Raw genomic sequence first — 21,260 nt, forward strand, 5'->3', positions numbered from 1 at the left:
CCACGGTGCGTGACTGATGCCGTCGATCATCACCCATGCCGCTGTGCCGTTGGCGCTCTGGTGCGCCGCTGATCGTGGCCGCATCCCGTCGCGCCTGCTGGTTGCCGGCGTGATTGCAGCGATGCTGCCGGATGCCGATGTGCTGGCCTTCGCGCTGCACATTCCCTACGCCGATGCGTTCGGCCATCGCGGTGCCAGTCATTCACTGCTGTTTGCCGGGCGTGCTGGCGGCATTGGCCGCGGTGTTGGCGTTCTTTGGTAGTCGCCGACCTTGGTCGGCGGTTTCGTGCCAACCAAGATTGGCACCTACCAAGGCAGGGCCAACGGTGGCATCGACCGTACAAGCGGCGGTGTTCGTCTTCGTCTGCGCCGCCAGCCATCCGCTGCTGGATGCGATGACCTCCGGCGGCCTCGGCGTCGCGCTGACCTGGCCGTGGAGTGAACACCGCTTCTTCGCACCGTGGCGACCGATCCGCGTTTCACCGTTTGCCCCACAGTTCTTCAGCGCACGCGGCGTGGCTACCCTGCTCTCCGAACTGCGCTGGGTGTGGCTGCCGCTGGCCGGCGCCGTTGTCGCCTGGAAACTTATCCAACCCGCTCCCGCTGCCCCACGAGATCCGTCATGAGTCCTGCCCTGCCCGCCACCCTGGTTGCCGAACTGTCCGCCCTGCTGGGCGCGGGAGGGCTGGCGCATGGATGACAGCGCGCTGGAGGCCAACGCGCAGGACAACTCATGGCGCCGCCAGCGCCCGGCGGCGGTGGCGCTGCCAGCCGACATCGAACAGGTGCAGGCATTGGTGCGTGCCTGCCGCGCGCATGGCGTGGCCCTGGTCGCACGTGGCGCCGGAACCGGCACCACCGGCGCAGCGGTCCCGCAGCCGGGCAGCATCGTACTGTCGTTCACCCGCATGGACCGCATCGTCGAGATCCGCGCCGGTGATCGTTGCGCGGTCGTGCAACCCGGCGTGCTCAACGGCACCCTGCAGCAGGCGCTGGCCCCGCATGGCCTGTTCTGGGCACCGGACCCTTCCAGCGCCGAGATCTGCAGCATCGGTGGCAATCTTGCCTGCAATGCCGGTGGCCCGCGCGCAGTGAAGTACGGCACCAGCCGCGACAACGTGCTGGGCCTGGTGGCGGTGACCGGCACCGGCGACGTGATCCGCTGCGGTGGCGCCTACACCAAGGACGCCACCGGCTATGACCTCACGCATCTGCTGGTGGGCAGCGAAGGCACGCTGGCACTGATCGTGGAAGCCACGCTGAAGCTGACCCCGTTGCCGGTCAGCCAGGCCGGGCTGCGCGTGTTGTACCGCGATGCCGATGCCGCCGCCGCTGCCGTGTCGCGGTTGATGTCGCAACCGGTGGTACCCACCCGCCTGGAATTCATGGACGCGCGCAGCCTGGAGTTGCTGCGGCTGAATGGTGCCGACGTGCCGGAGGCCGGTGCGATGCTGCTGGTCGAAGCCGATGGTGACCACGACACCCTGCCCTACCTGCTGCAGGCATTGGCCAGCGCCGCCGAAGGCGACGGCATGATCGAGCTGGACGTGGCGATGGAAGGCCGTGCACGCGACCAGCTGTGGGCCGCACGCAAGGCACTGTCGCCTGCGCTGCGCAGCGTTGCACCGGGAAAGATCAATGAAGACGTGGTGGTCCCGGTATCGCGCATCCCGGAACTGGTGGGCGGCGTGCAGGCATTGGCACGCGACTACGCGCTGACCATCGTCACCTTCGGCCATGCCGGCAACGGCAACCTGCACGTCAATATCCTCTATCACCCGGAGGATGCCGACGAGAACGCACGCGCGCATGCCGCGCTGCCGAAGATCTTCGAGCTGACGCTGGCGCTGGGTGGCACGCTGTCCGGCGAACACGGCATTGGCCTGGCCAAGCGCGATTTCATGGTGCAGGCGTTCACTGCGGAAACGCTGGCGACGATGCGCGCGATCAAGGCCGCACTGGACCCGGACGGCATCCTCAATCCGGGCAAGGTGCTGCCGCCGGTTTAGGCCGCGCACCTACCTGTAGAGCCGAGTCGTGCTCGGCTCTACAACAGCTTGTCGCTCGCGATATCGATCAGGGTCTGACGGAAGCTGGGCAACAGCACGCGGTTGCCATGCCCGCTCAGATGGTCATTGTCGAAGAACAACGGCTCACCGTCTTCCACTGCCGAGCAGGTCTGCGGCCCGCACAGCAACGGCAACGGGTCCCACACAGTCAACGCGGGATAGCGCGCAGCCAGCTCCGCCAGCAACGCCATCTGCGGCACGCGCAGCATTTCCAGATCCGCACGCGGCATGCTCAGACCGCCGGCACACGCTGGATTGCGGCGATTGAACCAATCCGAACAGCGGTACGCACCCGCCTTGAACAACGGCAGCGGTGCATCCACAACCACGTGCACGCCCAGCTTCTGCAAACGCCCAAGAACACGATCAGCCTCATCGCGTGCCGCCTGCGCATGGGCCGGCGTACGCTCGGCCAGTAGTTGCTGATAGATCTGCTGTGCGTCCTGCTGCTGCCAATCGAACCCACGCAGCTCCGGCATGCGCAGTGCCGCCAGCAGCACGATGTCACCGGCACGTGCCTCGTTCTCGATGGTCGACAACGCGTACTCAATGAAGTCCTGGCAGTCCGGCGGGCTGGCCCGCAGCAGGTTGACGAAGCTGCAGCCGCCACGATCCTGCTGCTGCACCCCCATGCCGGTCTGCCGCGCGACCATGCTGGTCATCGTGCGATACGCCGCCGCGTGCGAGTCGCCCACCACGAACAGGCGCCGCCCGTCGAGCGCTGGCGCACTCACCGGCTCCAGCGGTCGCCAGGCCGGATAGCGGCGCGCCTGCCATGCATAACCGTCGCGGGTCACGCTCAGCGAGACCTGCTCGTGGTACTCCACCGTGGCCCAGGCGCCTGCGCCGCATAGCGCCACCACCGGCAGCGCCGTCGCCAGCACCTTGCCCGGTGCCAGGCGCAGCAGCGGCGCCGCACTGCGCAGCGGGCGCTCGATGAAGTGATACGACGCAGCGGATACCGCCAGCAGCAGCACCGGATACAGCCACAGCGCCGGGCCCTGCAGCCCGTACGTCCAGCGCAGCAGCACCAGCAACGGCCAATGCCACAGGTACAGCGAATACGAAAGGCGCCCCAGATAGGCCAGTGGCGCCCACCCCAGCGCGCGGCCGATACGGGACGTGCCGCGTGCGGTCACGCTGGTCAACAGCAGCAGGGTACCGGCCACGGTCGCCAGCACGCCCGGCACCGGCATCGCCAGCTGCGGTGCGATCACCACGCCTGCGGCCAGCAGCGCCAGGCCGGCCGCCGCAACCATGCCACCGTTCTGGCCCGGCGTACGCGTACGCATCCACTGGTACAGCAGCGCGCCCGCGGCCAGCTCCCAGAATCGCGCCGGCAGCAGATAGAACGCTGCCGCCGGTGCCGATTTCGCCTGCCAGCCCGCCCACGCCAGCGACAACACGGTGAGCACCGGCAACAGCCAACGCGACCACGGCCAACGCTCACGCCCGCGCATCCACACGAAGAACAACAGCGGGAAAATCAGATAGAACTGTTCCTCCACGCCCAGCGTCCACGTGTGCAGGAAGGGGTTCAGTTCCGCGCCGGGTGAGAAGTAATCGTCCTGCTGGCCGGCCAGCACGATGTTGCTGAAGCCGACCAGCGCGGCCCAGCCGGTCTGGTCGAACTGCTCATTGCGCCACGCGCGGGGGATGAACAGTGCCGACAGCACGAAGGTCGCCATCAGCATCACCAGCAACGCCGGCAACAGGCGCAACACGCGGCGACGGTAGAAGTCGAGCAGCATGGCACCCAGCGATGCATGGGTGCGCGAGGCCAGCGACTGGCTGATCACGAAGCCGGACACCACAAAGAACAGGTCCACACCGGTGAAGCCGCCGGGCAGCCACGTCGCATTGGTGTGGAAGACGACGACAGCCAGCACCGCCAATGCGCGCAGGCCATCGATGGCCGCGTTGTGGGAACGTTCGGGAGGGGACATATGGGCAACGGGTGGAGAACGACCTAACAGCATCACCACCGCTGCCGCAGTCATTCAATGGATGATCGCGACAGACGTGGACATTGTTCAGTTCCTGTCCCAGCTCGGCTCTAAAGGAATGTCGCAATTGCCACACTGAAGCGCGCGCCGCACATCTGTAACGTTTTCGAATTTTCAAATCTTTCTCATTGGCATACGTGGCCCTTCATGCAAATCATGTAGCGCCACCGACAACGGGTGGCACGGGCTTCCAATCCCGTTTGGTTAATGTTGTTTACGCTTGCCTGCCGGCGTCGCTCTTTCCTTGTTGGGTGGCGTCGGCAGGCAATCTGTCCGTGCATCTATGGCGGGCGGTGCGTGGGGGCCTCGTGCCCGCCGGCATTTGACGACGTTAACCACCGGTATTGGAACCACGCACCGTCCGCCACCCTCGCTGTTAAGCGGGGTGGCCCCTTGCCGCTTGCACAAGGACGCCGCCATGACCGCCTCCCCCTACCCGCACCTGTTCGCCACCCTGGGCGACGCCGCCACGCGCCTGCCGGATGATCTGGCGCGCACACTGGAAGACACGTTCGTTGCACTACAGAGCGGCAATAGCGCCGGGGCCATCACCTTGCAGGCCTGCCTGCAGTACATCCGCCAGGGCGATGCGGCCGATGGCCAGCCGTGGCCCGGCAACAACCGCACGCCCGGGCAACGCCTGGCCCTGGCGCGCATCGACCGCGCCAATGCGGGGCTGAGCTTCCTGCTGGAACTACTGCACGCCACCGAACGCGTCCGCGTGGACGGTGATATTGACCAGCAGATGGGCGATGGCGCGCGCGAGGGCCTGCTGCTGGCCTGTCGAGGGCTGGCCGAGTATGTGGATGTGCAGTTGCGGGCGGCGTGAGCTTCCAACGACGCGAACTGCGGGCAAGCGCCCATTTCAGTCGCACGCTGCGCGCAATTGCAATGATTACGATGGTTCATCATTACAGGCGCACCAATAGTGGGCCCTTCTTTTCAGGGAGTGCCCAGATGCACAAGATGATGATTCCGCTTTCCCGCTATGCGCAGTTCAGCGGGCGCGCCAGCCGCAGTGAGTTCTGGTGGTTCCAGTTGTTCATCGTGATCGTTTCGATCCCGTTGTACATCCTGAGCTTCTATGCCGGTTACAGCGATTCGCAGGGCCTGGCACTCATCGCGACCGGTCTTAGCGTGGTGATGTGGCTGGTGTTCGCCTTGCCTTGTATTGCGGCGACCATCCGCCGCCTGCACGACACCGATCGCTCGGGCTGGTGGATGCTGCTGGCATTCGTGCCGTTCGTCAGCCTGGTGCTGCTGGTATTCCTGCTGCTGCCCAGCACGCCGGGCGACAACCGCTTCGGTGCGCCGGTTCCGCACGCGTAACCTCCCCGCTTCGGTAGGTGTCGACCTTGGTCGACGCATTCGTGCCAACCAAGGTTGGCACCTACCAGAGCAATGCCGAGGTGCCTCTGCGTTGGTAGGTGTCGACCTTGGTCGACACGGTGTTGCCACGGGCGGCTGACACATTCGTGCCAACCAAGGTTGGCACCTACCAGAGCGCACCGATGTGCCTCCGCTTTGGTAGGTGTCGACCTTGGTCGACACGGTGTTGCCACGCGCGGCTGACATATTCGTGCCAACCTTGGTTGGCACCTACCAGAGCAACATCGATCTGACCCCACCCCGAAGGTCGGCACCCACCAGGGCAGTACCGCTGCGGCTACGCGAAGTGCTGGTAACCGCCGTCGGCGGCTTCGCCATCCACATGCACGCCCTGCCCTTCGGCGATGCGGCCGATGCGGGTGAGTGGCACGTCCAGCGATTCGGCCAGGTAGTGCAGCGCGTCGCGCTGGTCGGCGGCGGCGGTGAAGCACAGCTCGTAATCGTCGCCACCGCGCAGTGCGCAGTCGCGTGCACCGTCGCGGCCGAGCAGCTCACGCAGCGCGTGCGAGATCGGCAGCGAATCGGCATCGACATGTGCGGCCACGTTGCTGCGCGTGGCGATATGACCGAGGTCGGCCAGCAGGCCATCGGACACGTCCACCGCCGCATGCGCGAAGGCACGCAGGCGCAGGCCGAGCGTTACACGCGGCGTCGGCCGCAGCAGGCGCAGGCGCAGGCTTTCGTAGTCGGCCAGCAGCGTGGCGGTGGTTACGCTCAGCGCGCCCTGCTGCCACAGGCGCAGCGCACCGGCGGCGTCACCCAGCGTGCCGCTGACCCAGAGGTCGTCCCCCACCTGCGCGCGATCGCGGCGCAGCGCCTGGCCACGCCCGACCTGACCCATCGCGGTCACCGACAGCGACAGCGGGCCACGCGTGGTGTCGCCGCCGATCAGCGCGATGTCGTGCTGGTCGGCCAGTGCGAAGAAGCCATCGGCAAAGGCCTCGATCCAGTCTTCAGAGGCCTCCGGCAGTGACAGTGCCAGCGTGCACCACGCCGGGCGCGCGCCCATCGCGGCGAGGTCCGACAGGTTGACCGCCAGGGTCTTCCAGCCGATGTCGAAGGCCGGGGTCTCCACCGGAAAGTGCACGCCGCTGTTGAGCGTATCGGCGGTGACCACCAGTTGTTCGTTGGCGCGCGGCTGCAGCAGCGCGGCATCGTCACCGATGCCGAGCAGGATGTCGTCGCGCTCGAGAGTGCGGGCACGGATGCGGTCGATGAGGGCGAATTCGGCCAGGGACATGGGGCGTTCCCGCTGTTGTACGTGCCGCGCAAGGCGCGGTGGGCGGTAGTGCCGGCCGCTGGCCGGCAACCTCAGGATCCCTGCAGCTGCCGGCCAACGGCCGGCACTACCACAGGTGGGTCAGTGACCCGATTCGACCTTGCGCCATTCCACGGCGGCACGATCCAGCACGCCGTTGACATAGGTGTGGCCGTGTTCGGAACCGAAGCGCTTGGCCGATTCGATGGCTTCGTTGATCACCACGCGGTACGGCACGTCCAGGCGGTAGCGCAGTTCGTAGGCGGCCAGGCGCAGCACCGCGCGCTCGATCGCATCCACTTCCTCGATGCCACGGTCCAGGTACGGGCCGAGCGCTTCGTCGATGTCACGACGGTTGTCGAGCACGCCGTGCAGCAGCGCCTCGAAGTACGCCAGGTCAGCGATCTCGCGGGCCTGCTCGTGGGCGAACTGGGCGATCAGCGACTGTGCGTTGCCGCCGGAGATCTGCCAGGCGTAGATGGCCTGCACGGCACGACGACGGGCGCGCGAGCGCAGCACCGGATCGACGCCATCGCGGCGGACGGGTTTACCGGAGGGCTTGCCCTGGGTGTTCTTGTTCATGGCAGCTGCTCCAGAAGATTGACCATTTCCAATGCGGCGAGTGCGACTTCCTCGCCCTTGTTACCGTGGCTGCCGCCGGCACGTGCCTCGGCATCCTCAGCGCGTTCGACCGCCAGTACGCCGTTCAGCACCGGCACGCCGAAGTCCAGCTGCACGCGCATCAGGCCTTCGGCGCAGCGGTCGGCCACGTGTTCGTAGTGGCGGGTGTCGCCACGGATCACGCAGCCCAGGGTGAGGATGGCGGCGTGTTCGTGGGCGGCGGCCAGGCGCGCGGCCACCAGCGGCAGTTCCCAGGCACCCGGTACGCGGATCACGTCGATGTTGGCTTCGGTGATGCCGTTGCCGGCCAGGCTCAGGCGGGCGCCTGCGACCAGCGCGTCGGTGATGCGGGCGTTCCAGCGGCTGGCCAGGATGGCGAAGCGCGCCGATTCGGGAGTGCGAAGATCGCCTTCGTAGTGGCTCATATGCGGCTTGGGGGACTCGATAAGGAGGTAATTCTAGCGTGGATGGGCCCCGGCCGTGGCCGATGGGGGCCTGGGGGCGTGCCGACCAACGGTCGGCCCCCACCGGTGGCACAGGGTCGGCACCCACCGGTAGTGCCGGCCGCTGGCCGGCAATCCCGGGGATGCGGTTGCCGGCCAGCGGCCGGCACTACCGATTACAGGGTGACCGTCTCCACCACTTCCAGGCCGTACCCGGCCAGGCCGATCTGGCGGCGCGGGGTGCCCAGCACGCGCAGCTTGCCCAGGCCCAGGTCGGACAGGATCTGTGCGCCGGCACCATTGCGGCGCCACTGGCCCACGTCCTTGTCCTTGCCCGGCACCACCGGCGCCGGCTGCTGGCGCAGGCGGGCCAGCAGGGCTTCGCCATCGCGCGGGGCCGACAGCACCACCATTACGCCGGCGCCCTCGGCGTCGATCGCGCGCAGGGCATCGGTGGCGGCCACGCCGAAATCATCGCGGCGCCAGTGCAGCAGGTCGGCCAGCGGGTTTTCCACCTGCACACGTACCAGGGTCGGGGTGTCCGCATCCGGGGTGCCGCGGACCAGAGCGAAATGCAGGTCGTGGGCGATGCGGTCGCGGTAGGTCACCAGCTTGAACGGGCCGAATTCGGTGTCGATCTCGCGCTCGTCGACGCGTTCAACGGTCTTCTCGGTGGCCAGGCGGTAGGCGATCAGGTCGGCGATGGAGCCCATCTTCAGGCCGTGCTCGCGGGCGAACACTTCCAGTTCCGGGCGGCGCGCCATGCTGCCATCCGGGTTCAGGATCTCCACCAGCACGCCGGCTGGTTCCAGCCCGGCCAGCATGGCCAGGTCGACGCCGGCTTCGGTGTGGCCGGCGCGGGTCAGCACGCCGCCCGGCTGGGCGATCAGCGGGAAGATGTGGCCCGGCTGGTGCAGGTCCGACGGCTTGGCGTTGGGCTTCACCGCAGTGCGGATGGTGTGGGCGCGGTCGTGCGCCGAGATGCCGGTGGTAACGCCCTCGGCGGCCTCGATGCTGACCGTGAAGTTGGTCTGGAACTGCGCGGTATTGGCCTGCACCATCGGCGCCAGGCCGAGGTCGGCGGCGCGGGTGCGGGTCAGCGGCAGGCACACCAGGCCACGGCCGTGGGTGACCATGAAGTTGATGTCCGACGGCTTGACCAGCTCGGCGGCCATGATCAGGTCGCCTTCGTTCTCGCGGTCTTCGTCATCGACGATGACCACCATGCGGCCCTGGCGGATGTCTTCCAGGATTTCCGGAATGGGGGCGAAATTCATGCGCGTGCTCCTTCGCCCAGCAGGCGTTCGACGTAACGGGCGACCAGGTCGATTTCAAGATTGACCGCACTGCCCACGCCCGAGGCGGAGAAGGCGGTGTTGCCCACGGTGTGCGGGATCAGGGCGACTTCGAAGCCTTCGTCGTCCACTTCGTTGACGGTGAGGCTGACGCCGTCCACGCAGATCGAGCCCTTCTTGGCGATGTAGCGGCGCAGCGAGGCCGGCGCGGCGAAACGCCAGCGCTGGGCACGTGCGTCTTCGTGGATGGACAGCACCTGGCCGAGGCCGTCGACGTGGCCGCTGACCAGATGGCCGCCGAGGCGGTCGGTCGGGCGCATGGCGCGCTCCAGGTTGATGACCGCGCCCTCGCCCAGCTGGCCCAGCGTGGTCAGTCCCAGGGTCTCGGTAGAGGCATCGGCCTGGAAGCTGCTGGCGTCGAACGCGATGACGGTGAGGCAGACGCCATTGATGGCAATGCTCTCGCCCATCTGCACGTTGTCGAACGGCAGATTCCCGACATTGAAGGTGAAGCGGACATCGCCGCCGATGGATTCGCGTGCGGCCAGACGGCCGACGCCTTCGATGATTCCAGTAAACAAGAAACGTTCTCCGCGAAAAGTGAGCGAAAAACGCCGCAAGGCAAACAGGCGCACGCAGGGCATGAGCCCTGTGGCACCGTCTTCTTTCATCCGGACTATGACCGTCGGCTCCGGCATTGGACCGGATCTGCTGACCCCCGGCCGTGGGCCGGGGCGCTCGCGGGCTCGTGCTTGCGCACCTACCGCCGGTGGGGAATTGCACCCCGCCCTGAAGACGTTTGTGTACCGGCGAACCGGCGCGGCTAGTGTACCAGCCCGGGCTGAACGGGGTGGATGACCGGGGTCGATCCCTTTCCACAGGAAAGGGCTCTGACCCCCGGGACGGGTGGCGCAGCAGCACTGGGGTCGGAGCCGTTTCCCGATGGGAAACGGCTCCGACCCCCAACCCCGGCCTGCCCCGGCCTGTGATGGTCGTCTCTCGCATTCCGTGAAATTTTCATTAAACTCGACCATCGGACGACATGAGGTCGTCACGGGTCGCCCGGAGGGCAGCCCGCCAATGGACTGAAACTCACAGGAATTCCCATGCGCAAGATCCTGATCGTGGCCGCCCTGCTGGCCGCCGCCCCGTTCGCGGCTTCGGCCGACGCCCTGAGCTACACCTACGTTGAAGGCGGCTGGACGCAGCTGCAGCTGGACAATGGTGGTGGCTCGAAGCCCAGGCTGGACGGCGGCTACATTCGTGGTTCGGTAGCCATTGCCGAGCAGGTGCACGTGTTTGGCGGCTACACCGCTGTCACCAAGACCTACAACCACAACTATTACGACATTGCGGTGCGCATCAAGCAGAAGGTGCAGTCGCCGGAACTGGGCATCGGCTATCACATGCCCTGGACCGATCGCGTGGATTTCACCGCTGATGCTGCCTGGGTGCGTCTGGACGAAGAGTTCAAGATGTCGTTCGACGGCCGCCAGGTGGATCGCCTGAAGGATCACACCAACGTGGGCCGCGTCACCATGGGTATCCGCGGCAAGCCGTCGCGCATGACCGAAGCCTGGGCCAAGGCCGGCTACATGGATGGCGGCAACAACTTCAAGGGCACCTGGGTCGGCACCGTCGGCGGCCAGATCAACTTCACCAAGACCTGGGGTCTGGTGGGCGAGATCTCGGGCTACCGCGACGTCACCCAGTACTCGGCCGGCGTGCGCGCCAGCTTCTGATCCAACGATCGCTCCTCGTCGTGCGATCGAACGGGCCCCGCAAGGGGCCCGTTTTTTGGCCGGGGTACACCGCTATGTGACCTCTGGTCGCCATCGAAAGTAGCGCTGGATGCGCTAGGCTTGCGCGCCTCTGGAACAGGAAAGCTCCGTCATGAAGACCCCCTTGCGTACCCTGCTGGCCAGCGCCCTGCTGTCTGCCCCGCTGCTGGCCAGCGCCGCCCCGGCCACGCTGACGCCCGAACAGGCCTTCGACCTGTATGCGCGCGTCCTGCTGGAAGACGACGCCGCCGCGACCCGCACCCTCAACGATGCGCTGAAGCCCGCCTTCGACGGCCAGGATGCGGTAACCCCGAACCCGGGCGCATTGGCCAAGGCGCTGGCCGAACCGTGGCAGGTCGTGCTTGCCAGCAGCGGCGCAAAGGCCGACGCGGCCGCCACCGAAGCGCTGTATGCCAAGGCCCTGCGTGATTCGAAGTGCCGCGCGACCAAGAGCGTGATCGAAGACAACGAGTACGTCGAAGACCAGAAGCTGGCGCGCATCACCTTCAGCTGCCAGGTGCCCGACCTGGGCAACGTGCGCCCGCTGTTCGCCGCCAGCCTTGCATCCGACGCCAGCCCGGCCTCGCGCAAGCAGTTCACCGACGCCTACACCCAGGCGCTGCAGAGCGGTGCGCGCATACCGGTCAGCGGCACCTTCACCCTGTACCCGGCCAAGGACAACGGCTACTGGTACAGCGGCAACTTCGACGACCTGGTGGGCACGGTGGCCGGCGCACTGGCACCGTTCGAGGACTGGATGCAGGACGCGCAGGCGGCCAACGCACCGAAGGTGACCGGCGTACCCGGCTGCGACCTGCTGCTGCAGCAGCACCGCGCCTGCGTGACGAAGATCGCGCCGGACCAGCTCAGCGGCGTGGATGCGATGGCCGAGGAACTGAAGGCCAAGGCCCAGGTAAAGTCGGCCGACGAGATGACCCAGGAGTGCAAGGCGCTGCGCCCGATCGCCGAGATGATGTGGACCGACGCGTGCGCCTGAGATGGTTCCGCTGAAACACCTGGGGCTGGCCGCACTGCTGCTGGCCCCTTGCAGTGCGCTGGCCGGTGCCGAAGTGGCATCGCCGGCGCGATTGTTCGATCTGCATGCACAGGTGATCGTGCATGGCGATGCCGCTGCGCAAAGGGCGCTGGCCGCGCAGCTGGAGACGGATGACGCAAAGGCCTTCGTTGCCGCGTTGACGGCTGCAAGCCAACTGGATGAAGCACCCGAGCTCGCGGAATGGCCCGCTGCTGCACAGGCCCTGCGCACGCGGCTGGCCTCGGCGCAGTGCAAGGCCGATGGCGTGCGTTGGCCGAAGGGCCATGACGGCGACGTTGCCGAAGTGGCGTATCACTGCCGACTTCCGGATCTGTCGGGCCTGCTTCCGCTCTATAGCCAGCACCGTGTGCCCTTCAACGGGCCGCATCCGCCGCAGATGTCCGCGCCCCTGGCGGCCGCTTACACGACAGCGATGCACAACGCGCCAGACCGCGTGCACAGCGGCACGCTGACCTTCCAGCGCAGCGGCGACCGGCGCGAATGGCGCATGCGCGATCCGGGCCCGCTGATGGCGCTGGTGGCCGACGCCTTCCTGCCGTTCTTCGAATGGAACGAGCACCTGCCGGATGATTCCGGGTAGCGCTGGGCCGCATTTCGGCTCACGGCCGCGGATGACGACTGCATCCGCACTTTCAGAACCGTTGCATGGCCCTGTGCGGCCTGCATGATCAATGCTGTTGCCCTCTTCCACCGGGGCACCCGCATGAAACATCGTACGACGTCGACCACGGTCATACTGATGGCGCTGCTGACGCTGCTGACGCTGATGGCGCTGACGGCGTGCGGGGAAGCCAAAGTACCCAAGTCCAGGATTACGACCTTCTCGGTCCGCCCAGCAGTTGCCTTCGAGTCAACCCTGCTGAGCGACAGGCAGCTGGATGCGTGGATGAGCGAAGACGACGACTGCCACGCGTTCCTGATGTACCACGATCAGTGCGCCGTGTTGGTATTGCCCCATGAGTACGACGACGGTTTTACCCGTCACCAGCTGCGATTGAAGGCGAAGAAACTGCCGGGCGAGGCACTGGGCGCGTACTGCCGCAACCTGCATGCGCTGTGGAAGCAGCAGTGGAAGGGCCAGTGTCCCGTCGGCGAAGAAGACGACGAAGACGCCTGACGACAAGGGCGTCGCCCCTGTTCCGCGTCATTCCATCACGGGCGCAGCAGCAGCCTGATGTCCTCGCCGACCTGGCGCTGATCGACCACGCGCAGGCGGCGCTGCTGGTCCATGGCATCGATGCCAAGACCAGCCAGCAGCGGGCGACCGTTGTCGCCCAGCAGCGTAGGCGCCTGATACAGCAGCAGTTCGTCTACCCAGCCGCCGCGCAGCAAGGCACCGGCCAGCGTCGCGCCGGCTTCGGTATGCACTTCGTTGATGCCACGCTCGGCCAGCAGCGCCAGCACCGCGCCCAGGTCCAGCCGCCCATCAACGCAGGGCACGCTGGCGAATTCGGCGTCGGCCGCATCCGGTGCACTCACTGCAGCATCGTGCAGGTACAGCGTCGGTGCCCCACCCTCGCGCACGCGGCTGCACTCCAGCGAGCGCAGGCGCGAATCCAGCACCACACGCAGTGGCGGCATCACCTCGGTATCGGCCAGGCGCACGGTCAGCATCGGGTCGTCGGCCAGCACCGTGTCGGCGCCGGTCAGGATCGCACCCGCGCGCGCACGCCAGTGCTGCACGTCTTCGCGCGCGGCCGGGCCGGTGATCCACTTGGAGCTGCCATCGGCCATCGCGGTACGGCCATCGAGGCTGGCGGCCAGCTTCACCCGCAACCACGGCCGATTGCGCTCCACGCGCGACAGGAAGCCCTTGTTGAGCTCACGTGCCTGCGCCGCCATCAGGTCTTCGGCGACCTCGATGCCGGCATTGCGCAGCAGATCGAAGCCCCCCCCATCGACCTTCGGGAACGGATCGCGCATTGCCGCGACCACGCGCGACACGCCTGCTTCGATCAAGGCCAGCGCGCACGGCGGCGTGCGCCCATAGTGCGCGCAGGGTTCCAGGGTGACGTATGCGGTGGCACCGCGGGCCTCGCTGCCGGCCTCGCGCAACGCGAACACCTCAGCGTGCGGTCCACCGGCGCGCTGGTGCCAGCCCTGCCCGACCACGCGTTCGCCGTGGGCGATCACGCAGCCGACCATCGGGTTGGGGCGGGTGGTGTAAGCGGCGCGCTCGGCCAGGCGCAGTGCGTTGGCCATGTGCAGGTGGTCGAGGACGGAGAACGGGGTGGTCATGCGGCCATGGTAGCGCCGTTGGTCGCGGTGTAGATCCACGCCATGCGTGGATGAAGCGTACGGCGCCAACCAAGGTTGGCATCTACCGGGGCGGTCAGCCCTTTTTCTTCTTGGTCAGGGCGATCACATCGCCCAGCAGCTGCAGCTGTTCGGTACTGGACGGCAGGTCGCGCTCGAGCTTCTCGATCTCCTCGCGGAAATCGGCGACGTCCTCGAAGCTGCGGTAGACCGACGCGAAGCGCACATAGCCCACATGATCGAGCTTGCGCAGTTCGTTCATCACGAACTCGCCGACCTTGATCGAGGGCACTTCGCGCTCGCCGCTGATGCGCAGCTGGTGAACCACCGCACGCACCGCCGCTTCGATCTTGTCTTCGGGCACCGCGCGCTTCTGCAGCGCGCGGTCAAAGCCAGCACGCACCTTGCGTTGGTCGAACGCCTCGCGGGTGCCATCGCTCTTGACGATGGCAGGCAGTTTCAGCTCGACCGTTTCCAGGGTGCTGAAGCGCTCGCCGCAGGCTTCGCACTCACGCCGACGGCGAATCGTCGCGCCGTCTTCGGAGACGCGCGAGTCGATGACCCGGGTATCGGCATGTTGGCAGAAGGGGCAGTGCATGGAACGCCTGGCTCAGGAAAGTACCTATTGCCACGGTCATGGCAGCGTCGCAAAGGTACCTGAGAAGGGGCGCAGCAGCAAATGCTGTCTGCGCGCAAGCGCCTGCATTTCGGCCAATCAGAGCATCCCGGGGTATCTGGACTACCCGCTCAACCAGGTGCGGGCGGCAGCGTGGCCGCGCGTGCCCAGCGCAGCCACGCCAGATGTGCCGCCGGCAGCAGCAACGGCGGGCCGAGGAAGAGATAGGCCAGCACAATCAGGTCCGGATCGGTAAACACCCGATGCACCGCGACGGCGACCATCCCCACGGCGGCCAGCACGCCCAGCCCGAGGCCTCCCCAAAGGGGCCAGGGTGCCGCGCACAGCGCGGCCTGACCGCGCCACAGGAACAGGCCAGCCAACACCCCCCAGGCAAGCAGCCCGATGAGCCCAGCGCCTGCCCACAGCAGCTCGATGGCGGTCAGGTAGTCGGGAGCCACCACCAGCCCAAGCACCGCCAACGTGCCTGCGGCGGCGATGATCGGGATGCCCAGCAGCAGGGACAGCCCGACCCGGCGCTTGTGCACGGCTTCATCCACGGTGAGAGGACTCCTGGACAGAGCGCCGCCCACGCAGACACAGAAGCATCAGCATGCCAGCAGGCACCCACAGGGACGGCCCGGCGAACAGCCCGCTCAGCACGGATGGACCAAGCTCGGTGAAGTAGTACAGCGCCATCGCCAGCAACGGCAGGGCCGCCAGCACACCCATGCCCAGCAGCCACCACCAACGGCGCGATGCCATGCGCAGGCCCCGTGCCCCATCGCGCAGCCAGAAGATGCTGAGTGCAACCCAGGCCACCAGACCGGTAATCGCGGACACGCCCCACGCGAACATGCCGGCAGCAAACCAGAGTTTGTCCGCGTCCAGGGAGATCAGTCCGATCACGCCCATGACCAGGGCGATGCAGGCGCCCGCGCCGCCGAAGAACAGGCTGGGCAGGCCAAACAGCACCGCCAGCGCGGTGTACAGGTACTTGAGGCGGCGCTCATCCATGCGCGGGATTCCTGATGGCGGGGTCAGAGCCCTTCCCTGCGGGAAGGGATCCGACCCCTGCTTCGATCCGGGCTTCGGGGTCGGATCCCTTTCCGTCAGGAAAGGGCTCTGACCCCTGCTGCGATCAGCCGTAGACCGGATACTTGCGGCACTGCGCGCTGACGGCATCGCGCACGCGGGCGATGACGGCGTCATCGTTCGGTGCGTCGAGCACGTCGGCGATCCAGTTGGCCAGTTCCACGCAATCCTGTTCGACGTAGCCACGGGTGGTCACCGCCGGGGTACCCAGGCGCAGGCCCGAGGTCACGAACGGCGAACGCGGGTCGTTCGGCACCGAGTTCTTGTTGACGGTGATGTGGGCCTTGCCCAGCGCGGCTTCCGCGTCCTTGCCGGACACGTCCTTGCCGATCATGTCGACCAGCATCAGGTGGTTCTGGGTGCCACCGGAGACGATCTTGTAACCACGCGCAATGAGCGTGTTGGCCATCGCCTGGGCGTTCTTCACCACCTGCTGCTGGTAGGCCTTGAAGCCCGGTTCCAGCGCTTCCTTGAAGGCCACGGCCTTGCCGGCGATGACGTGCATCAGCGGACCGCCCTGGATGCCCGGGAACACGATCGACTGCAGCTTCTTGACCAGGTCTTCGTCGGCGCCCTTGGCGACGATGATGCCGCCGCGCGGGCCGCGCAGGGTCTTGTGGGTGGTCGAGGTGACCACGTGGGCGTGTTCCAGCGGGCTCGGGTAGACGCCTGCGGCGACCAGGCCGGCGACGTGGGCCATGTCGACGAACAGGTAGGCACCGACCTTGTCGGCGATGGCGCGGAAGCGTGCCCAGTCGATCACCTGCGAGTAGGCCGAGAAGCCGGCCACGACCATCTTCGGCTTGTGCTCCAGGGCCAGGCGCTCGACTTCGTCGTAATCGATCAGGCCCTGGTCGTTCACACCGTACTGCACGGCGTTGAACAGCTTGCCCGAGGCGTTGACCTTGGCGCCGTGGGTGAGGTGGCCGCCGTGGGCCAGGCTCATGCCGAGGATGGTGTCACCCGGCTGCAGCAGGGCGAAGTACACGGCCTGGTTGGCCTGCGAGCCGCTGTGCGGCTGCACGTTGGCGTAGTCCGCGCCGAACAGCTGCTTCAGGCGGTCGATCGCCAGCTGCTCGGCGATGTCCACGTATTCGCAGCCGCCGTAGTAGCGCTTGCCCGGGTAGCCTTCGGCGTACTTGTTGGTCAGCTGGCTGCCCTGGGCTTCCATCACCGCCGGGCTGGTGTAGTTCTCGCTGGCGATCAGCTCGACGTGGTCTTCCTGGCGCTGGGTCTCAGCGGCGATGGCCTTGGCCAGTTCGGGATCGTAGGATTCGATGCGGACGTCACGCGGGAACATCGGGTACTCCAGCAGGCAGGGAAAAGGGGTACGACTCAGCCCTTGATTGTAGCCCTGCACCGGCCTGCTGGGGCCGAAACAGACGGGGCCGGCATCCCCGAAGGAATCCGGCCCCGTATGGTTTCGATTGATGCTGTGGGGTCAGAGCCCTTTCCGTCGGAAAGGGATCCGGCCCCAGCCGCGATCCTCAGCGGCCGCTGAGCACGTACTGGGCGATCACGCCGGTGGCGATGGCGACCAGCAGCATGTTGCCGCGGTCATCGCGGATCCAGTGGTGGCCATACGGCGGGCGACGCAGGTGGTAGCGCGGGTAGTCGTTCACCACGTAGACCGGGCCGGAGTAGTAATTGCGATAGGGGGAGCCGACCCGCCAGCCGTAGCTGCCGTAGCGCGGCGGCGGCGGTGCCGGGCGATAGACCACGCGCGGCGGCGCTGGGCGGTAGTAACGGTCATGGTCACGGTGCCATTCACGGCGGTCCTGGCGATAGTCGCGGCGGGCCTCGCGGCGGTCGCGCTCCCAGTCACGGCGGTCCTGGCGCCATTCGCGGCGGTCCTCGCGCCACTCGCGGCGATCATGGTCGCGGCGGTGGTCGTTGTCGGCGAAGGCCGGGGCCACGGCGCCGAACGCCAGCACAGAGGCCACGGCGCCGGCCATTACTCGATTGATGCGCATGTCAGACCTCTGCTCGGGTGGGTGGTGAGCCCATATTGCGCACCCGATCTGAACCGTTTCCGGCTGGAAACGCTTCCCGCTGCAGGACTGTGACGAGGTATTCAGGCCGCGGCCAGCCCGGCCACCCCTTCCAGGCGCGGCCCGGAACCGGTTCCGGCTATAATTGGGGGTACACCTTTTCAGTCTGTGCCCGCTGCCGCACCGGGATGTTCCCGTGACGGGCCGGGCGCAGGGCCGCGCCTACGGAGACCTCATGTCCTCGCAATACATCTACACCATGAACCGCGTGTCCAAGGTGGTCCCGCCCAAGCGGCAGATCATCAAGGACATCTCGCTGTCCTTCTTCCCGGGCGCGAAGATCGGCCTGCTGGGCCTGAACGGCGCCGGCAAGTCCACCGTGCTGAAGATCATGGCCGGCGTGGACACCGATTTCGAGGGCGAAGCCCGCCCGCAGCCGGGCATCAAGGTCGGCTATCTGGCGCAGGAGCCGGAACTGGACCCGACCAAGACCGTGCGTGAAGCGGTCGAGGAAGGCGTGGGCGAAGTGCTGCAGGCCCAGGCCGCGCTGGACGCGGTGTACCTGGCCTACGCCGAGGAAGGTGCCGACTTCGACGCGCTGGCCAAGGAACAGGAGCGCCTGGAGGCGATCCTGGCCGCTGGCGACGCGCACACCCTGGAAAACCAGCTGGACGTGGCCGCCGATGCGCTGCGCCTGCCGCCGTGGGATGCCATCGTCGGCAAGCTGTCCGGTGGTGAGAAGCGCCGCGTGGCGCTGTGCCGCCTGCTGCTGCAGAAGCCGGACATGCTGCTGCTCGACGAACCGACCAACCACCTCGACGCCGAGTCGGTGGAATGGCTGGAACAGTTCCTGGCGCGCTACACCGGCACCGTGGTGGCGGTCACCCACGATCGCTACTTCCTGGACAACGCCGCCGAGTGGATCCTGGAACTGGACCGCGGCCGCGGCATTCCGTGGAAGGGCAACTACACCGACTGGCTGACCCAGAAGGATGAGCGCCTGAAGCAGGAAGACAACCAGGAAAAGGCTCGCCAGAAGGCGATCCAGAAGGAACTGGAGTGGTCGCGCCAGAACGCCAAGGGCGGCCGCACCAAGGGCAAGGCCCGTCTGGCCCGCCTGGAAGAGCTGCAGTCGGTCGATTACCAGAAGCGCAACGAGACCAATGAAATCTTCATCCCGCCGGGCGAGCGCCTGGGCAATGCGGTGATGGAGTTCAAGAACGTCTCCAAGAAGTTCGGCGACCGCCTGCTGTTCGACAACCTGAACTTCCTGGTGCCGGCCGGCGCCATCGTCGGCATCATCGGCCCGAACGGTGCCGGTAAGTCGACCCTGTTCAAGATGATCACCGGCCAGGAAAAGCCGGACACCGGCGAGATCGTGGTCGGCCCGACCGTGAAGCTGTCCTATGTGGACCAGAGCCGCGACGCGCTGGAAGGCAACCACAACGTCTTCCAGGAAATCGCTGGCGGCCTGGACATCCTCAACATCAACGGCATCGAGATCCAGTCGCGCGCCTACATCGGCCGCTTCAACTTCAAGGGCCAGGACCAGCAGAAGATGGTCGGTTCGCTGTCCGGTGGTGAGCGTGGCCGCCTGCACATGGCCAAGACCCTGCTGCAGGGTGGCAACGTGCTACTGCTCGACGAACCGTCCAACGACCTGGACATCGAAACCCTGCGTGCGCTGGAAGATGCGCTGCTGGAGTTCCCGGGCAACACCTTCGTCATTTCGCATGACCGCTGGTTCCTGGATCGCATCGCGACCCACATCCTGGCGTTCGAAGGCGACTCGCACGTGGAGTTCTTCCAGGGCAACTACCGCGAGTACGAAGAAGACAAGCGCCGCCGCATGGGCGACGACGCTGCGCCGAAGCGCCTGCGCTTCAAGGCGCTGAAGTAAGGCAACAGGAAAGGCCGCGCTCGCGCGGCCTTTCTCCTTTTGCAATGTGTACCGACCATGCATGCCGGCCAGCGGCCGGCATCTACCCATGAGCGACCCCATGTCCCTGTTCGAGCGCCTGTTCCAGCTGCAGCAGCACGGCACCACCGTGCGTACCGAGCTGCTGGCCGGTGTCACCACCTTCCTGACGATGTCCTACATCGTCTTCGTGAACCCCGAGATCCTCGGCACCACCGGCATGGATGCGGGTGCGGTGTTCGTGGCCACCTGCCTGGCCGCTGCGTTGGGCTCGGCAGTGATGGCGCTGGCCGCCAATTTCCCGGTTGGCATGGCACCGGGCATGGGCCTGAACGCGTTCTTCGCGTTCACCGTGGTCGGTGCCGCCGGCCTGCCATGGCAGCAGGCTCTGGGGGCGGTGTTCATCTCCGGCCTGGTGTTCCTGGTGCTGTCGCTGACCGGCGTGCGGGCATGGTTGGTGTCGGGCATTCCTTCGTCGCTGCGCTCGGCGATCGTGGCCGGCATCGGCCTGTTCCTGGCGATCATCGCGCTGCAGAAGTCCGGCGTGATCGTCGGCAATGAAGACACGCTGGTGGCGCTGGGCCCGTTGAACACCGCGCCGCCGCTGCTGGCGCTGGCTGGTTTCCTGCTGATCGCGGTACTGGAAGCACGCCGCATCCGCGGTGCGATCCTGATCGGCATCCTGGCGGTGACCGGCGCCGGCTGGGCGCTGGGCGACGTGCAGTACCAGGGCCTGGTCTCGCTGCCGCCGAGCCTGGCGCCCACCTTCCTGCAGCTGGACCTGCCAGGCCTGCTGCACCATGACGGCGGCGCGCCGATCGCGGTGCTGCTGCAGGTGGTGCTGGTGTTCGTGCTGGTGGAAGTGTTCGATGCCACCGGCACCCTGTACGGCGTGGTCGGCCGCGCCGGCCTGCTGAAGCTGCCAGGCGCGCAGAAGCGTTTCGGCCGCGCTCTGCTGGCCGACAGCACGGCGATCGTGGCCGGCTCGATGCTCGGCACCAGCAGCACCACGGCCTTCGCTGAAAGCGCCTCGGGCGTGCAGGTGGGCGGCCGTACCGGCCTGACCGCGCTGGTCGTATCGGCGCTGTTCCTGGCCGCGTTGCTGTTCTCGCCATTGGCGGCGATGGTGCCCAGCTATGCCACCGCGCCGGCGCTGCTGTTCGTGGCCGGTCTGATGCTGCGCGAACTGGTGGAAGTGGACTGGAGCGACCTGACCGAATCGGTGCCGGCCGCGCTGTGTGCGCTGGCGATGCCGTTCACTTACTCCATCGCCAACGGCCTGGCGTTCGGCTTCATCGCCTATGCCGCGCTGAAGGCCGGCACCGGCCGCTGGCGCGAAGTGCACCCGGCGGTATGGCTGGTGGCGGTGCTGTTCACCCTGCGCTACGCGTTGGAATAAGCGGTAGGCGATGCCGGCCAGCGGCCGGCACTACCAGAGCACGCTTCGGCCTGCGGCCGGTGTGGT

The 21,260-nt window shown here is 66.9% G+C and carries 20 protein-coding genes, 2 pseudogenes and 1 riboswitch; of the genes and pseudogenes, 10 read left to right on the forward strand and 12 right to left on the reverse strand.

The genetic code is table 11. From position 1 onward, the window contains the following. Positions 1-16 precede the first annotated feature (16 nt). A pseudogene (locus tag ACXI0D_RS08870) lies at positions 17-626 on the forward strand (metal-dependent hydrolase). Further along, a pseudogene (locus ACXI0D_RS08875) lies at positions 623-2,009 on the forward strand (FAD-binding oxidoreductase). The pseudogenes ACXI0D_RS08870 and ACXI0D_RS08875 overlap by 4 nt, the downstream one beginning before the upstream one ends. Positions 2,010-2,047: 38 nt before the next feature. Here the strand turns inward: ACXI0D_RS08875 and ACXI0D_RS08880 are convergent. Then, complete coding sequence (locus tag ACXI0D_RS08880) at positions 2,048-4,069, reverse strand: acyltransferase family protein (RefSeq protein WP_479642494.1); 2,022 nt, start codon at positions 4,067-4,069, stop codon at positions 2,048-2,050. Positions 4,070-4,493: 424 nt separating this feature from the next. On the opposite strand from ACXI0D_RS08880, the gene ACXI0D_RS08885 reads away from it, so the two are divergent. Together ACXI0D_RS08885 and ACXI0D_RS08890 are read left to right on the forward strand one after the other, a co-directional pair. Beyond that, positions 4,494-4,904 (forward strand): hypothetical protein, encoded by a 411-nt coding sequence (locus tag ACXI0D_RS08885; RefSeq protein WP_049438571.1) that lies wholly within the window; start codon positions 4,494-4,496, stop codon positions 4,902-4,904. A gap of 128 nt (positions 4,905-5,032) precedes the next feature. Continuing rightward, complete coding sequence (locus ACXI0D_RS08890) at positions 5,033-5,404, forward strand: DUF805 domain-containing protein (RefSeq protein WP_049443135.1); 372 nt, start codon at positions 5,033-5,035, stop codon at positions 5,402-5,404. A 337-nt stretch (positions 5,405-5,741) separates the two neighbouring features. On the opposite strand, the gene thiL is transcribed toward ACXI0D_RS08890, so the two are convergent. The 5 genes from thiL to ACXI0D_RS08915 all read right to left on the reverse strand — a co-directional run bounded on the left by thiL (position 5,742) and on the right by ACXI0D_RS08915 (position 9,662). Further along, positions 5,742-6,704, reverse strand: a complete 963-nt coding sequence (thiL, locus tag ACXI0D_RS08895; protein ID WP_197587093.1) for a thiamine-phosphate kinase — start codon at positions 6,702-6,704, stop codon at positions 5,742-5,744. Between the two features lie 120 nt (positions 6,705-6,824). Further along, the gene (gene nusB / locus ACXI0D_RS08900) at positions 6,825-7,304 is read right to left on the reverse strand and encodes a transcription antitermination factor NusB (protein ID WP_005408062.1); all 480 of its coding nucleotides are present in this window, start codon (positions 7,302-7,304) and stop codon (positions 6,825-6,827) included. Then, complete coding sequence (gene ribH, locus ACXI0D_RS08905; RefSeq protein ID WP_049443133.1) at positions 7,301-7,768, reverse strand: 6,7-dimethyl-8-ribityllumazine synthase; 468 nt, start codon at positions 7,766-7,768, stop codon at positions 7,301-7,303. The genes nusB and ribH overlap by 4 nt, the downstream gene beginning before the upstream one ends. 194 nt (positions 7,769-7,962) lie before the next feature. Then, entirely contained in the window at positions 7,963-9,063 is a 1,101-nt protein-coding gene (ribB, locus tag ACXI0D_RS08910; RefSeq protein ID WP_119007436.1) for a 3,4-dihydroxy-2-butanone-4-phosphate synthase, read from the reverse strand. Continuing rightward, entirely contained in the window at positions 9,060-9,662 is a 603-nt protein-coding gene (locus tag ACXI0D_RS08915; RefSeq protein ID WP_049443131.1) for a riboflavin synthase, read from the reverse strand. The genes ribB and ACXI0D_RS08915 overlap by 4 nt, the downstream gene beginning before the upstream one ends. Before the next feature lie 74 nt (positions 9,663-9,736). Beyond that, a riboswitch (FMN riboswitch) is annotated at positions 9,737-9,882 on the reverse strand. A gap of 305 nt (positions 9,883-10,187) precedes the next feature. Here ACXI0D_RS08915 and ACXI0D_RS08920 point away from each other — a divergent pair. The 4 genes from ACXI0D_RS08920 to ACXI0D_RS08935 all read left to right on the forward strand — a co-directional run bounded on the left by ACXI0D_RS08920 (position 10,188) and on the right by ACXI0D_RS08935 (position 13,036). Beyond that, positions 10,188-10,823, forward strand: a complete 636-nt coding sequence (locus tag ACXI0D_RS08920; protein WP_049443130.1) for a hypothetical protein — start codon at positions 10,188-10,190, stop codon at positions 10,821-10,823. 151 nt (positions 10,824-10,974) lie between these two features. Next, positions 10,975-11,859, forward strand: a complete 885-nt coding sequence (locus ACXI0D_RS08925) for a hypothetical protein (protein ID WP_479642495.1) — start codon at positions 10,975-10,977, stop codon at positions 11,857-11,859. Between the two features lies 1 nt (position 11,860). Further along, positions 11,861-12,499, forward strand: a complete 639-nt coding sequence (locus tag ACXI0D_RS08930; RefSeq protein ID WP_479642496.1) for a hypothetical protein — start codon at positions 11,861-11,863, stop codon at positions 12,497-12,499. Positions 12,500-12,583: 84 nt separating this feature from the next. Then, positions 12,584-13,036, forward strand: coding sequence for a hypothetical protein (locus ACXI0D_RS08935; protein ID WP_479642497.1), 453 nt, complete (start codon positions 12,584-12,586; stop codon positions 13,034-13,036). Positions 13,037-13,071: 35 nt separating this feature from the next. On the opposite strand, the gene ribD is transcribed toward ACXI0D_RS08935, so the two are convergent. From ribD to ACXI0D_RS08965, 6 genes are all read right to left on the reverse strand, one after another. After that, a complete protein-coding gene (gene ribD / locus ACXI0D_RS08940) occupies positions 13,072-14,157 on the reverse strand; it encodes a bifunctional diaminohydroxyphosphoribosylaminopyrimidine deaminase/5-amino-6-(5-phosphoribosylamino)uracil reductase RibD (protein WP_479642498.1) in 1,086 nt (361 codons plus the stop codon). 94 nt (positions 14,158-14,251) lie between these two features. Further along, positions 14,252-14,773, reverse strand: a complete 522-nt coding sequence (gene nrdR, locus ACXI0D_RS08945; RefSeq protein WP_005415256.1) for a transcriptional regulator NrdR — start codon at positions 14,771-14,773, stop codon at positions 14,252-14,254. Positions 14,774-14,922: 149 nt separating this feature from the next. After that, positions 14,923-15,351 carry a hypothetical protein gene (locus ACXI0D_RS08950; RefSeq protein WP_119007442.1) on the reverse strand — a complete coding sequence of 143 codons (429 nt, stop codon included), beginning with the start codon at positions 15,349-15,351 and terminating at the stop codon, positions 14,923-14,925. After that, on the reverse strand, positions 15,344-15,808 hold the full coding sequence (locus ACXI0D_RS08955; RefSeq protein WP_049443125.1) for a hypothetical protein: 465 nt from the start codon (positions 15,806-15,808) through the stop codon (positions 15,344-15,346). Before ACXI0D_RS08955 ends, ACXI0D_RS08950 begins: the two co-directional genes overlap by 8 nt. A 124-nt stretch (positions 15,809-15,932) precedes the next feature. Next, positions 15,933-17,186 carry a serine hydroxymethyltransferase gene (glyA, locus tag ACXI0D_RS08960; protein ID WP_049443124.1) on the reverse strand — a complete coding sequence of 418 codons (1,254 nt, stop codon included), beginning with the start codon at positions 17,184-17,186 and terminating at the stop codon, positions 15,933-15,935. A gap of 187 nt (positions 17,187-17,373) precedes the next feature. Beyond that, positions 17,374-17,859, reverse strand: coding sequence for an RcnB family protein (locus ACXI0D_RS08965; RefSeq protein ID WP_119007443.1), 486 nt, complete (start codon positions 17,857-17,859; stop codon positions 17,374-17,376). A 253-nt stretch (positions 17,860-18,112) separates the two neighbouring features. Here ACXI0D_RS08965 and ettA point away from each other — a divergent pair, with 253 nt between their 5' ends. Both ettA and ACXI0D_RS08975 read left to right on the forward strand, forming a co-directional pair. Next, positions 18,113-19,777 carry an energy-dependent translational throttle protein EttA gene (ettA, locus tag ACXI0D_RS08970; protein ID WP_014035954.1) on the forward strand — a complete coding sequence of 555 codons (1,665 nt, stop codon included), beginning with the start codon at positions 18,113-18,115 and terminating at the stop codon, positions 19,775-19,777. Between the two features lie 100 nt (positions 19,778-19,877). Further along, positions 19,878-21,194, forward strand: a complete 1,317-nt coding sequence (locus tag ACXI0D_RS08975; RefSeq protein WP_005408048.1) for an NCS2 family permease — start codon at positions 19,878-19,880, stop codon at positions 21,192-21,194. Positions 21,195-21,260 lie beyond the last annotated feature (66 nt).

The sequence above is a fragment of the Stenotrophomonas sp. C9D9 genome, from assembly GCF_056491205.1.